Consider the following 12,687-nt stretch of genomic DNA (forward strand, 5'->3'; position numbering starts at 1 on the left):
GTTAACTACTTTTTAGTAAGTAGGGCGGTCATACGTTTGATGCGATCTGCTAATTTTTCGCTAGATAATTTCTCACGTAAGCGATCGGTAATTATAGGGAACGAAAATGGTGTTGGTTTCTGGCATGCTTTCCAAACAATCTCTTGTTGTGCAATACGCTCTAGGGCCAACCGTAAACGCCCTTCTTCTAGTTGGTGTTCAAAAGTCTCTGTAAATGCTTGTTGGAAAAGTAAATTATCAGCTTCGTAATCTCTAAAAACGTCAAAAAGAAGTTGAGAACTACTTTGTAGGTGTTTCATTTTTACTCCTTTATTAGGGTAGCCAGTAAATACCATGCCACTAATTACCGCAATATCACGGAATTTTCTGCGTGCCATCTCGGTAGCATTTAAACTTTTTTGTAAATCACTCAACATAAAATCTGTGGAAAACAAATTATTATCTAAAACCTGTTGTAGGTCTATCTCTTGGTCAGAAAGTAATTCAAAACCATAGTCATTAAAGGCTAAAGAAAATGTAATTGGTGAAAGTAAACTTATGCGATAGCCAAGTAAACTACCCATTGCTTCATGAACAAACCTACCCTCAAACGGATAAAAGATATGATGATATCCATCACGTGTTTTAAAAGTTTCAATCAAAAATTCACTTGGTTTTGGAACTATACTCTCTTCCTTCTGCTTATCAAAAATGTGTTTTAAAGAAATGAGTTCAGCGCTAAGCTTCCCTTTTTTGGAGGAGTTAGGGGAGGAGGCTTTATATAATTCTTCACGCAGTAATTCTGACATTTGTGCGGAAAAAGTGAGGCGCCCACCCATCCAACTAGGGATTTTATTGGTTTTTTTACTGGAATTACGCACATGAACTTGCATTTCTTTTATTCTGATGAATTCTAAATTTCTACCTGCAAAAGTAAAAATGTCTCCAGGAGATAATTTAGAAACAAAAAACTCTTCAATAGATCCAATATAACCTCCTTTTTGGTAGCGTACAGTTAAATTAGCATCGCTAACTATAGTACCAATTTGAAAACGGTGTCGCATGGCAATACCACGATTATTGACTTTAAATTTGCCATCTTCTTCTATCTCTATCTTTTTATACTCATCATAGGTTTGTAAACTCTGGCTTCCCAGTACTAAAAAGTTGAGTAACCATTGCCACTGCTCCTTAGAGAGTGCTTGGTAGCAAAAGGTGTTAATTACTTCAGCATAAATTTCATCAGGATAAAAACCATCTGAAATAGCGAGTGTGGTTAAGTATTGTAGCAGCACATCATAGCTATTAAGGTACGGTATTCTATCTTCTACAACGGTATGTTTAACAGCTTCTTGCAGTGCAGAAGCTTCTATGAGTTCCATAGCATGCGTAGGTAAAAAATAAATAACACTTTCTTTTCCAGGTTGATGACCGCTTCGTCCTGCACGTTGTAAAAACCGAGCTACACCTTTTGGCCCGCCAATTTGAATGACCGTTTCTACAGGGGCAAAATCTACCCCTAAATCCAAACTAGACGTGCAGACTACCGCTTTAAGATTGGCATTGCGGATAGCCTGTTCTACCCATGCGCGAGTTTCTTTATTAATACTTCCATGATGCATGGCAATCTCACCCGCAAATTCGGGGTGATTCTCTAATATTTTCTGAAACCAAATTTCACACTGACTACGGGTATTTGTAAATAATAGGGTTGTTTTACTAGCGCTTAGTATCGGGATGATATCTTCTAATAAATGTAATCCTAAATGCCCACGCCAAGGAAAGGTTTCCATTTTTTTTGGGATGATACTTTTTACGGTAATTTTCTTATTTAGTTTAGCTTTTATCAAGACGGAATTCTCTAGTACTTCCGGATCCGTACCTAGTAAGACTTCTCTTGCTTGCTCTAAATTTCCTATGGTTGCTGATATTCCCCAAATTCGGAGTGCTGTAGAAATTGTTTTTAATCGAGAGAGTGCAAGCTCCATTTGTACGCCTCTTTTTGTTCCTAAAAGTTCGTGCCATTCATCTACTACAATGGCGGTGCAGTCTTTAAATATTTTTTCATAGCCTTTTGATGCTAAAAGTAATTGCAAACTTTCGGGTGTCGTAATTAAGAGATCGGGCATTTGTTTTTTCTGAGATGTACGCTCTTTTGTAGTGGTGTCTCCCGTTCTAATGCCCACCGTCATCTGAGTGCCTAAATCTGCAGCTACCCGTTCAGCAGATTGTCTAATTTCTTCAGACAATGCACGTAATGGCGTAATCCATACCGCTTTTAACCCTTTTTTATGGTTGGTTTTATACCTTGGGTTGGCCTTTATATAATTCAGAATTATAGGAAACCATAGTGCATAGGTTTTACCGCTACCTGTGGGAGCGTTTAATAACCCATTTTTACCTTGTAAGAAAGCCTTCCAGGTATCTTTTTGAAATGTAAAAGGTTTCCAATTATTCTCTTGAAACCAATTTTCGGCAATGGTATATAATTCGTCTCTATTCATGATGCAAGCATAGCGCAGTAGTCTGTGTATTTCTAATTTTTCGTTTCTTGGATTGCGACAGGAATTAATCCCTTTAAATCTTCTAGCGTATTGGCATCTTCAATTTTTTTGTCATGTCGCCAGCGTATAATTCTAGGAAACCGCGTAGCGATACCACTCTTGTGTCTTTTAGATATTGCAATACCTTCAAAAGCAATTTCAAAAACATGGTGGGGAGTTACACTCCTCACAGGGCCAAAACGTTCAAGAGTATTCTTTTTGATCCAAGCATCTACTTTGCGGAACTCGGCATCAGTAAGTCCGGAGTACGCTTTCGCAAACGTGACCAATTCCTTTTCTCCATCCTCTTTAGTGTTCCATAAGGCAAAGGTATAATCTGTAAATAAATTACTTCTTCTTCCATGTCCGCGCATGGCATAGGTTAATACCGCATCAATAGTTAAGGGGGCTACCTTCCATTTCCACCAATCGCCTTTTTTTCTTCCAACGAGGTACGGAGAGTCTTTTCTCTTGAGCATTAAACCCTCGCTACGCATTTCGCGAGCACGTGTTCTTTCTTTAGTTACTTCTTCCCAAGAATTAAAATGTATGGTTGCTGAAAGTTGAAGTGGTACATCTAGACCTGAAGAAGAAATAGTAGTAATTAACTTTTCTAGTATCTCTCTTCGCTCGATAAATGGAAGCTGCCGAATATCTTTACCTCGCCATTCTAAAATATCGTAAGCTTTGAGTATTACGGGAGTTTTATTTAAAAGGCTTTTTGTTATATTTTTTCTTCCAATTCTGGTTTGCAAATCGTTAAAAGTGCCTATGGTGTTATTTGCATACGGAAGAATCTCCGCATCAATCACAGTGCCATTTGGGATATTACCCACAAGAGCTTCAAACTCTGGGTATTTGTCCGTAACTAATTCTTCACCACGACTCCAAACAAAAAGTTCATCATTTCTAAAAATGGTTTGTGAACGTATACCATCCCATTTATGTTCTGCAGACCACTGCTGAACATCGCCTAAATCGCTTACGTCATTTTCAATAGCATAGGCTAAATAAAAAGGATACGGTTTGGAGAGGTAGTCATTTTCATTTTCCTCTAAAATTAACTCTTGAAAAGTAATGCTGTTCGGGTCCCAGTTCCCCATTAATTTATAGGCTAAAATATCTTCATTAATCTCCGTGGCCTTTGATAAGGCTTTCGTCATTAATTTCTGACTTACGCCAATTCTGAACCCTCCTGTAATTAATTTGGTAAAAACAAACCGTTCGTAATAGTCTAGAACTTTCCAGTTTTCATAGAGGTATGCTTTTTTATCTTCCTCTGTCTTCTTTTTTAAGAGAATCATTTCTTCTAAAAACTGTGTAAGTGTCTTATCGGTTTGCTTGGGAGGTTCTGGCAATACTAAAGCAATAGTTTCTGCTAGATCACCTACAATGTGGTAACTCTCTTCAAAAAGCCATAGGGGAATATTAGAGAGCTCTGAGGCCCAGAGTCTAAGTAATGTCGTGTTCACAGGTCTTGGTGGTCTTCTATGGGATAGAATAGCAATAGTCCATACTTTATCTGTATCGCTCGCTTTTGCAAAATACGCGGCTAAAGCAGCAACCTTAGTGTTTGTTTTGGTTGTGCTGTCTAGCGTTTTTATAAGTGATGCAAAATTCTTCATAAAGTCTAGTTCTATCTTTTCTATTAACGAATGGTTATTTTCTCTTCTGATTCTGTGGTTTCCTCCTCCCCATATTGTGTTTCTTCTGTACGCGCATCATACCCTTGTTCTCTCAAGTATTTTGAGAAAATATCAGAATAGCCATGGGTACAAATTACTTTTTCTGCTCCCGTAGCATTTATGCTTTCCAGCAGTCCGTCCCAGTCACAATGGTCGCTTAAAACAAAACCTTTATCAATAGCACGTCTTCGTCTAGCACCTCTAAAAGTCATCCATCCACTGGCAGAACCTGTAACATAAGGCACCATTTTCTTAATCCAACTGCTGCCGTGCGCACTAGGTGGGGCAAGTACCATATTACCTAGTAATTCTAGCTTTTTAGTTTCTTTAGTGATTAGGTTAGTTTCAGGAAAATCTACTAGAGGTCGTAGTACTTGCGTCATATTCTCGATAGCTCCATGCGTGTATATTTTTCCAATCTCGGGATTTAAGTATTTAAGTAAACGTTGCGCTTTTCCTAGGCTATACCCAAATAAAATTGATGTTTTTCCTTCTGCTTGGTTTTCTAGCCACCAGTTATTAATGGAATCCATCACTTCATTCTGTGGGGTCCATTTAAATGCGGGTAGCCCAAAGGTACATTCTGTAATAAACGTATCACATTTTACAACGTCATAAGGCGTAGAAATACCATCATTTTCGGTTTTATAGTCGCCAGTAAATACCCATACTTCTCCTTTATGCTCCACTCTTATTTGTGAAGATCCAATAATATGTCCTGCGGGATGCAAGCTAAATTTTACATTGTTAATTGTAAAATTTTCATTCCAATTTACTCCTGTTACATTGATGTCACCAAGGCGGTGTTTAATGATAGGGACATTTCTATGATGGGTAATATAATTTTTATGGCCGTAACGGCTATGGTCGGCATGACCATGAGTAATAATAGCTTTGTCAACAGGTTTCCATGGGTCAAGGTATACTTTAGCAACACTGCAATAAATACCTTTATCCGTAAATTCTAGTAGTGGATTTTTCATGGTCTTGTTAAATTACAAAATTATTTTAAGATCAATTTAATTGTTAAACGTACATAGGGTTTGTAATTGCCGTTTTTTGAAACAATTTGCCTTGTAGCGTATTAACAGCCAAAATAATCAGTTTAATTGTAAAAAATGACTCCTAAAAAATTATATTTGTGCTCAAATAAAAAATAGATTATGTCTTTTGTAGATTTATACAGCAGTGGCGAGCATAGAAGAAATTTAGCTCATTTTTCCTCAATTGCCTCTTTAGCAGCAATCGATGGTGAAGTTAATCCTCAGGAAAAAGTTTTATTAGATCGTTTTGCTCGAAAATTAGATATTACCGATACAGAATATGCTGAGGTTTTAAGTTCTGATAATAAATACCCAATTAACCCTCCAACGACTTCAGAAGAGCGTTTAGAGCGTTTGTATGATTTGTTTAGAATTGTTTTTGCAGATCATGGAATTGATGAAGAAGAAATGATATTAATTAATAAATATGCTATTGGATTAGGTTATTCTTCGGAGACTGCAGCTAAATTAATTAAGCGTTCTGTGGAAATTTTTGGCGGACGATTGGATTTTGAAGATTATCTTTATTTAGTCAAGAAATAAAAAAGTTAGAAAAAAAAAAGGGGCTTTTAGCCCCTTTTTTTTATACCATTTTTAAATTAAGCATTTGCTTTTTTTATAAACTCCTCCGCTTTTTCCACCATTTTTCGGCTGCCACAAAAGAAAGGTACGCGTTGGTGCAATTCTTTTGGATCTATTTCCATAATTCTATTTTTTCCATCGCTAGCTAAGCCGTTTGCTTGTTCTGCAACAAAAGCCATAGGGTTACATTCATATAACAAACGTAATTTACCCTCAGTCGCAACACTACTCTTTGGGTACATATAAATACCTCCTTTTATCATGTTTCTATGGAAGTCAGATACTAAAGATCCAATGTAACGTGAAGTGTAAGGTCTATCGTCCTCTTCTTTCTGACAGTATTTTATATAATCTTTTACGCCTTGCGAAAAATGAACATAATTACCTTCATTTATAGAATAAATATTTCCTGTGTCAGGGTATCTCATATTTGGGTGTGATAGATAGAATGTACCTAAAGCTGGGTTTAAGGTAAACCCGTTTACCCCATCACCAGTTGTATATACTAACATGGTTGATGTTCCATAGATAATATATCCTGCAGCAATTTGGTTAACACCTGGTTGAAGAAAATCATCAATAGTAACTGGGGTGCCTACTGGAGTAACACGTCTGTAGATAGAAAATATAGTTCCAACAGAAACATTTACATCAATATTAGAAGAACCATCAAGTGGATCTATTAAAACCACATATTTATTTTGATGCTGATTGTCAAAACTATTGATACTTATAAAGTCATCTTCTTCTTCAGAGGCTATTCCACAAACAATTTCTCTTTTTTTTAAGGTTTGTATAAACTTCTCATTTGCAAGCACGTCTAATTTTTGTTGGTTTTCACCTTGGATGTTTTGATCTCCAGCTTCTCCAAGAATATCTACTAATCCGGCTTTGTTAACTTCATGATTTACAACTTTTGCTGCTAGCCGTAATCCGTTTAATAATCTAGATAATTCTCCAGAAGAATATTTAAAAGAGTCTTGATTTTCAATAATAAACTCTCCCAGAGTTTTGTATTGTTTAGTCATGATTATAGTGTTTATTTACGTACAAATATCGTCTTTTTTGTGATACTATAACGTTTTCGTTAAATTAATGTTTTTTAAATTTGTAACTTCATGTTATATTTGTAACAATAAAAAACGAGTTAGGCTTCATATTGAGAATTGATAAAAAAACCTAACTAATGATTATTAAAATCTAAAAAAAAGAGTGATGAAATTTTCAATAAGAGAAGCAAAAAAAGAAGACATGAGTCAAGTTTTATCCTTGATTAAAGAACTTGCCATCTTTGAAAAGGAGGAAAATGCCGTTGAAGTGACCTTAGAAGATTTAATTCGGGATGGTTTTGGGACAAAAATACTGTTTCATTGTTTTGTTGCAGAGGTTGGTGCTAAAATTAAAGGAATGGCTTTAGTCTATAATAGATATTCTACATGGAAAGGACCTATTATTCATTTAGAAGATTTAATAGTTACGGAGGAGATGCGTGGAACAGGAATGGGTACTGCCTTATTAAATGAGGTAGTTAAGTATGGCCATGGTTTAGGTGTTAAAAGAATAAACTGGGAAGTTATAGATTGGAATGAACCTGCGGTAAAATTTTATGAAAGTAAAGGTGCAAATGTTATGCGCGATTGGGACGTGGTTCAATTAGATGAAAATGGTATTAAAAATTATATTGCTAATATATGAGAATTTTTAAGTTTGGAGGCGCATCTGTTAAAGATGCAGATGGAGTAAAAAATTTAGTGAGTGTTTTAGAGCAAGTAGGGTATGACCATACTTTAGTTGTAGTTTCTGCAATGGGGAAAACAACCAATGCAATGGAAACTGTTGTGACTAATTACTTTAAAGATAAATCAGAAGTTGCTTCTGCAATACAAGATGTCCTTAAGTATCATAATGATATTTTAATGGACTTGTTTGAAAATGATAAGCATCCAATATTTAAACAAATAAAAGATTTGTTTGATGAAGTTCAAGGTTTTTTAGCTTGGAATAAATCTCCAAAACATAGCTTTGTATACGATCAAGTAATCGGATATGGAGAATTAGTTTCTACTACTATTTTAAGTGCTTATTTAAATGAAGTAGGTATTATAAATACATGGTTAGATGTTCGTGATTATATTAAAACGAATGATAATTATAGAGATGCAGCCATTAATTGGGAGAAGACGCAAGAAAATATTACAAAAGGAATAGATAAAAGTAAATTATACATTACACAAGGGTTTATAGGTAGTGATGATAATAATTTTACGACAACATTAGGGAGAGAAGGGTCCGATTATTCTGCTGCAATTTTAGCCTATTGTTTAAACGCTACTGCAGTAACTATTTGGAAAGATGTTCCTGGGGTGCTAAATGCAGATCCAAGGTATTTTGATAATGCTCAATTGTTAAATCAAATTTCATATAGAGAAGCTATTGAGTTGGCTTTTTATGGAGCGTCTGTAATTCACCCTAAAACATTACAGCCTTTACAGCGCAAAGAAATTCCATTACTTGTAAAGTCGTTTTTAGAACCTAAGAATGCTGGAACTACAGTTGGTAAAGGCGTAGGTATAGAACCTAAAGTGCCTTGTTTTATCGTGAAAAAGAATCAAGTTTTAATGAAATTATCTTCCTTAGATTTTTCATTTATTGTAGAAGATAGTATTAGTGAACTTTTTAAACTTTTACACGATCATAAAATGAAGGTTGATCTAATTCAAAATTCTGCAATTAGTTTTTCAGTTTGCGTAGAAAATAAATACGGTAGATTGAATGAATTACTTGAAATTTTGAAAAGAAAGTTTAAAGTAAATCATCAAGAAGATGTTTCCCTGTATACGATTCGCCATTTTGATACAGAAGCAATAACATCACTGCAAAATGGAAAAGAAATTTTATTAGAACAGCGTGGTAAAGAAACAGTACAGTTAGTTGTTAAGTAATCTTTTGATAGTCCTTACTAAACTTCAGTAAAAGGGTTCTTTTTTTTAAAAAAGAAATTAAAAGGTAAAAGCCAAGTAACGATTTTCCTATATTAGCATGCAGGAAAAATGGGTAAGACAATATGGGTTTAGTAACCGCGAAGGAAGTTGCGAAAGCAATAAAGATTGATAAATATGGATTTTTAGGTACTTTTATAGGATGGGTTCTTATGAAAGTCACTAGAATATCAAGTATTAATCGTGTTTATGATAGTATTAAGCATTTAGAAGGCAAAGCTTATGCAGAGGCTATTATAAAACATTTTGAAATAGATTTTCAAATTCCTGAGGAGGACTTTAAAAGGTTGCCAAAAGAGGGAGCCTTTGTAACGGTATCTAATCATCCGCTTGGAGCTATAGATGGCATTATATTAATAAAACTGATGGCAGAATACCGTCCTGATTTTAAAATCATGACTAATTTTCTGTTACAACGTATGGAGCCAATTGTTCCATTTATAATTCCTGTAAATCCTTTTGAAACTAGGAAAGATGTTAAAAGTAGCTTGTCTGGATTTAAAACTGCATTGCAACATTTAAAAGACGGGCATCCGCTAAGTATCTTTCCTGCTGGAGAGGTATCAACTTTAAAAGATGACAAACTTCTTGTTGATAAACCCTGGGAAGGGGCAGCTTTAAAACTTATTCGCAAAGCAGAAGTGCCTGTTGTTCCCATATATTTCCATGCAAGAAATAGCCGCTTGTTTTATCGTTTAGCGAAGTTAAACGGTGTATTTAGAACTGCAAAAATACCTTCGGAAGTTTTTACTCAAAGAAACCGACCTATAAAAATTAGAATAGGACAGCCCATATCTGTCAAAACTCAGAAAGAACAAATTACCCTAGAAGAGTATACGGATTTGCTTCGTAGAAAAACATATATGCTTTCAAATGCCTATGAAAAAGAAGGGTTTACAGAACGAATTAGAGAGCAAATACCAACTTCTTTAAAATTACCAAAAGCACCTCGTAAAATTGCTTCAGCGATTAGTCCTGAAATAATAGAAGAAGAGATCTTAAAACTTAGAGAAAAGGGCTGTAGATTATTGCAGAGTAAAAATTATGAAGTTTTCTTGGCAGTGGAAAATGATATGCCAAATATCTTACAAGAAATTGGAAGACAGCGAGAAGTTACTTTTAGAGCCATAGGAGAGGGGACAAACAATTCTATTGACCTTGATCAATTTGATGCGTATTATCATCATTTATTTTTATGGGATGAACAAGAGAAAGCTATAGTTGGTGCCTATAGAATGGGCTTAGGGTCTGAGATTTTTAAAGCGTATGGTATTGATGGGTTTTACCTTCAGGATTTGTTTAGGGTAGAGCCAGAGCTTTATCCTATGATGAGTGAATCTATTGAAATGGGTAGGGCATATATCGTAAAAGAATACCAGCAAAAACCTATGCCATTATTTTTACTTTGGAAAGGTATTGTTCATACGACATTACGTTTTCCAGAACATAAGTATTTAATAGGAGGTGTAAGTATAAGCAATCAGTTCTCTAACTTTTCAAAATCCTTGATGATTGAGTTCATGAAGTCTAATTATTGGGATCCGTATGTAGCGCAATATATTAGGCCTAAAAAAGAATTTAAAGTAAAACTTAAAGATGCAGATAAAGAGTTTGTTTTTGATGAAACTCAAGCAGATTTAAATAAGTTCGATAAATTAATTGATGAGGTAGAGCCAGGAAGTTTACGTCTCCCCGTTTTGATAAAAAAATACATAAAGCAGAATGCTAAAGTGGTTGCTTTTAATGTAGACCCACTGTTTAATAATTCAGTAGATGGGTTAATGTATATAAAAATAGCGGACTTGCCAGAAGATACGGTTAAACCAGTAATGGAAGAGTTTCAGGCAGAATTAGAGCGTAAAATGGCTGCAGGACAGGATGCTACTGCTACAGATTCAGAATAATAAAACCTTACTATTTGTAAATAAAAAAAGCCAAATATTATGATTTGGCTTTTTGCTTTTTAATTATCAATGGTTGCTTAGAACCAAGGCTTTCTACCTACTTGGTATGTATTGTAAAATTCTTCATCAGATTTTGTTAAGTAGATGATTCCTTCAACAAAACCAACAAGACCTGCAAATCCGCAAGTTACTATGGTTGCGATAATTTGAATGATACCTTCTTTTTGGTATCCCAATATAAATTTATGTACGCCTAAGTATCCTAATAATAAGGCCAATACTCCGGCAAGTACCTTTTTGTTCTCTTCTCCTGCAGAAACTCCAGATAGCGCTTCTTGTGCTCCATTGGCAAATTCATTTGCAGTTTTGTTTGCATTATCTGCAAAGTCATTTGTATTGTCTCCTAAATCTTTTTGTTCTTCTGACATTGGTTGAATTGTTATTTGTTGTTAAACTGGTCTAAATGTAGCAATAATTTCTAAATCAAAGAAATGCAGCGTCTATTGGTTCCCAGAGTTCTATTTTATTTCCGTCTGGATCAAGAATCCATCCAAATTTTCCATACTCAAATTCTTGAATTTCACCTACAATTGTTACGCCTTCTTCTTTCAAAACTGCAATCAATTCTACTAAATTTTCTACCCTGAAATTCATCATGAAAGATGATTTACTAGGTTCGTAATAGTCCGTGTCTTGATTCATTGGGCTCCATTGCGTACTGCAATCTTTGCCTTCTTTATCTTTCCACCAAAAAGTGCAGCCGTATTGATCTGTGTTTAATCCCAAATGGTTGTTGTACCATTTTTTAATGGCATCTGGGTTTTTTGTTTTGAAAAAAAATCCACCTAAACCTGTAACTCTATTTTTCATTCTTGATTGTTTTTTAGAGCTTCACTCTAGAATGCTCTTTTGCTAATAGTATATATAGGTCTAGAAATTTTGTTTCTAAAACAATCTAAACGCTAAATTTGGCCTTAATTTTATCTACTACCGTTTGTGCTAGTTTTATTTTGCTTTCTACTGTCCACCCACCAACATGTGGTGTTAAAATAACATTCTGTGCTTCGATTAAGTATTTAAAAGCTTCAGGTAATTCTTTTTCTGTAAACATATTTTCAAAAGATGTTTTTTCATATTCTAAAACATCGAGTCCAGCACCTAAAATTTTACCGCTTTTTAATCCATCAACCAAATCTTGTGTTACTATACATTTGCCTCTTGCGGTGTTCAATATCCAAATGTTTTTACTAAAGCCATCGATAAATTCTTTGTTTATCATATTTATGGTACTTGGTGTTTGGGGTACGTGAAGACTAATGACATCACATTTTTGTTTAATTTCCATAATACCAACTTGGCGTGCGTTTTCATCATCGATACCGCCTTTAATATCGTAGCAAAGTACTTCTACATCAAAACCTCTGAGTTTTTTAGCAAAAGCTTTTCCCATATTTCCGTACCCAATAATGCCAACAGTTTTACCGTCTAGTTCTATTCCACGGTTTCCTTCTCTATCCCATTTACCGTGTCTTACCTCTTGGTCTGCTTTATTTAAATTGTTGAAAAGAGATAAAAGCATTCCTAGAGTATGTTCTCCTACAGCATTCCTATTGCCTTCTGGAGCTGCAGCTAAGAAGATTCCCCTATCCTTTGCATAATCGGTGTCTATATTTTCTAATCCAGCACCTAGTCTTCCTATAAATTTTAAATTGGTAGCTTTTTCTAAAAATTTGTGATCAAGACTAAATCTACTTCGGATAATAATACCGTCATAGGTATGAATCTTAGCTTCTATTTGCTCTTTGCTTGAGGTGTAATCTTCATCATTTATAAAACCTAATTCATTAAACTGTTCAATAATTAAAGGATGATTCACATCTAAATGTAATACGCGCATTTTTAATTTGGTTATAATTTTTAGTAATCAGTTTGGAATATTGTCTCTAGCTATA

11 protein-coding genes are annotated in these 12,687 nt (G+C 34.8%); 4 read left to right on the plus strand and 7 right to left on the minus strand.

Going from position 1 to position 12,687, the window contains the following annotated elements:
* Positions 1-5: 5 nt before the first annotated feature.
* From CELAL_RS09310 to CELAL_RS09320, 3 genes are read right to left on the minus strand one after another with little or no spacing between them, the layout of a single operon-like run.
* Positions 6-2,483 (minus strand): ligase-associated DNA damage response DEXH box helicase, encoded by a 2,478-nt coding sequence (locus tag CELAL_RS09310; protein WP_013550658.1) that lies wholly within the window; start codon positions 2,481-2,483, stop codon positions 6-8.
* 32 nt (positions 2,484-2,515) lie between these two features.
* Complete coding sequence (locus CELAL_RS09315) at positions 2,516-4,147, minus strand: ATP-dependent DNA ligase (RefSeq protein WP_013550659.1); 1,632 nt, start codon at positions 4,145-4,147, stop codon at positions 2,516-2,518.
* Between the two features lie 23 nt (positions 4,148-4,170).
* Entirely contained in the window at positions 4,171-5,190 is a 1,020-nt protein-coding gene (locus tag CELAL_RS09320) for a ligase-associated DNA damage response exonuclease (RefSeq protein WP_013550660.1), read from the minus strand.
* 180 nt (positions 5,191-5,370) lie between these two features.
* On the opposite strand from CELAL_RS09320, the gene CELAL_RS09325 reads away from it, so the two are divergent.
* Complete coding sequence (locus CELAL_RS09325) at positions 5,371-5,793, plus strand: tellurite resistance TerB family protein (RefSeq protein WP_013550661.1); 423 nt, start codon at positions 5,371-5,373, stop codon at positions 5,791-5,793.
* A gap of 56 nt (positions 5,794-5,849) precedes the next feature.
* On the opposite strand, the gene fbp is transcribed toward CELAL_RS09325, so the two are convergent.
* Complete coding sequence (fbp, locus tag CELAL_RS09330; protein WP_013550662.1) at positions 5,850-6,860, minus strand: class 1 fructose-bisphosphatase; 1,011 nt, start codon at positions 6,858-6,860, stop codon at positions 5,850-5,852.
* 187 nt (positions 6,861-7,047) lie between these two features.
* On the opposite strand from fbp, the gene CELAL_RS09335 reads away from it, so the two are divergent.
* The 3 genes from CELAL_RS09335 (at position 7,048) to CELAL_RS09345 (ending at position 10,735) form a co-directional block, all read left to right on the plus strand.
* A complete protein-coding gene (locus CELAL_RS09335) occupies positions 7,048-7,527 on the plus strand; it encodes a GNAT family N-acetyltransferase (RefSeq protein ID WP_013550663.1) in 480 nt (159 codons plus the stop codon).
* Positions 7,524-8,774, plus strand: coding sequence for an aspartate kinase (locus CELAL_RS09340; protein ID WP_013550664.1), 1,251 nt, complete (start codon positions 7,524-7,526; stop codon positions 8,772-8,774). The genes CELAL_RS09335 and CELAL_RS09340 overlap by 4 nt, the downstream gene beginning before the upstream one ends.
* A gap of 122 nt (positions 8,775-8,896) precedes the next feature.
* The gene (locus CELAL_RS09345) at positions 8,897-10,735 is read left to right on the plus strand and encodes a GNAT family N-acyltransferase (protein ID WP_013550665.1); all 1,839 of its coding nucleotides are present in this window, start codon (positions 8,897-8,899) and stop codon (positions 10,733-10,735) included.
* Positions 10,736-10,812: 77 nt separating this feature from the next.
* Here the strand turns inward: CELAL_RS09345 and CELAL_RS09350 are convergent, their stop codons facing one another.
* The 3 genes from CELAL_RS09350 to CELAL_RS09360 form a co-directional block, all read right to left on the minus strand.
* Positions 10,813-11,163: a TM2 domain-containing protein gene (locus tag CELAL_RS09350; RefSeq protein ID WP_013550666.1), complete on the minus strand. Its 351-nt coding sequence runs from the start codon at positions 11,161-11,163 to the stop codon at positions 10,813-10,815.
* 55 nt (positions 11,164-11,218) lie between these two features.
* On the minus strand, positions 11,219-11,605 hold the full coding sequence (locus CELAL_RS09355; RefSeq protein ID WP_013550667.1) for a VOC family protein: 387 nt from the start codon (positions 11,603-11,605) through the stop codon (positions 11,219-11,221).
* Positions 11,606-11,690: 85 nt separating this feature from the next.
* Entirely contained in the window at positions 11,691-12,632 is a 942-nt protein-coding gene (locus tag CELAL_RS09360) for a 2-hydroxyacid dehydrogenase (RefSeq protein WP_013550668.1), read from the minus strand.
* Positions 12,633-12,687 lie beyond the last annotated feature (55 nt).

Origin of the sequence: Cellulophaga algicola DSM 14237 (genome assembly GCF_000186265.1) — a bacterium.
Classification (GTDB): Bacteria; Bacteroidota; Bacteroidia; order Flavobacteriales; family Flavobacteriaceae; genus Cellulophaga; species Cellulophaga algicola.

What these genes read in the sequence shown, in the direction of transcription:
- CELAL_RS09310 (WP_013550658.1), bottom strand. Translation starts at nt 2,483, where the DNA reads ATGAATAGAGACGAATTATATACCATTGCCGAAAATTGGTTTCAAGAG.
- CELAL_RS09315 (WP_013550659.1), bottom strand. Translation starts at nt 4,147, where the DNA reads ATGAAGAATTTTGCATCACTTATAAAAACGCTAGACAGCACAACCAAA.
- CELAL_RS09320 (WP_013550660.1), bottom strand. Translation starts at nt 5,190, where the DNA reads ATGAAAAATCCACTACTAGAATTTACGGATAAAGGTATTTATTGCAGT.
- CELAL_RS09325 (WP_013550661.1), top strand. Translation starts at nt 5,371, where the DNA reads ATGTCTTTTGTAGATTTATACAGCAGTGGCGAGCATAGAAGAAATTTA.
- fbp (WP_013550662.1), bottom strand. Translation starts at nt 6,860, where the DNA reads ATGACTAAACAATACAAAACTCTGGGAGAGTTTATTATTGAAAATCAA.
- CELAL_RS09335 (WP_013550663.1), top strand. Translation starts at nt 7,048, where the DNA reads ATGAAATTTTCAATAAGAGAAGCAAAAAAAGAAGACATGAGTCAAGTT.
- CELAL_RS09340 (WP_013550664.1), top strand. Translation starts at nt 7,524, where the DNA reads ATGAGAATTTTTAAGTTTGGAGGCGCATCTGTTAAAGATGCAGATGGA.
- CELAL_RS09345 (WP_013550665.1), top strand. Translation starts at nt 8,897, where the DNA reads ATGGGTTTAGTAACCGCGAAGGAAGTTGCGAAAGCAATAAAGATTGAT.
- CELAL_RS09350 (WP_013550666.1), bottom strand. Translation starts at nt 11,163, where the DNA reads ATGTCAGAAGAACAAAAAGATTTAGGAGACAATACAAATGACTTTGCA.
- CELAL_RS09355 (WP_013550667.1), bottom strand. Translation starts at nt 11,605, where the DNA reads ATGAAAAATAGAGTTACAGGTTTAGGTGGATTTTTTTTCAAAACAAAA.
- CELAL_RS09360 (WP_013550668.1), bottom strand. Translation starts at nt 12,632, where the DNA reads ATGCGCGTATTACATTTAGATGTGAATCATCCTTTAATTATTGAACAG.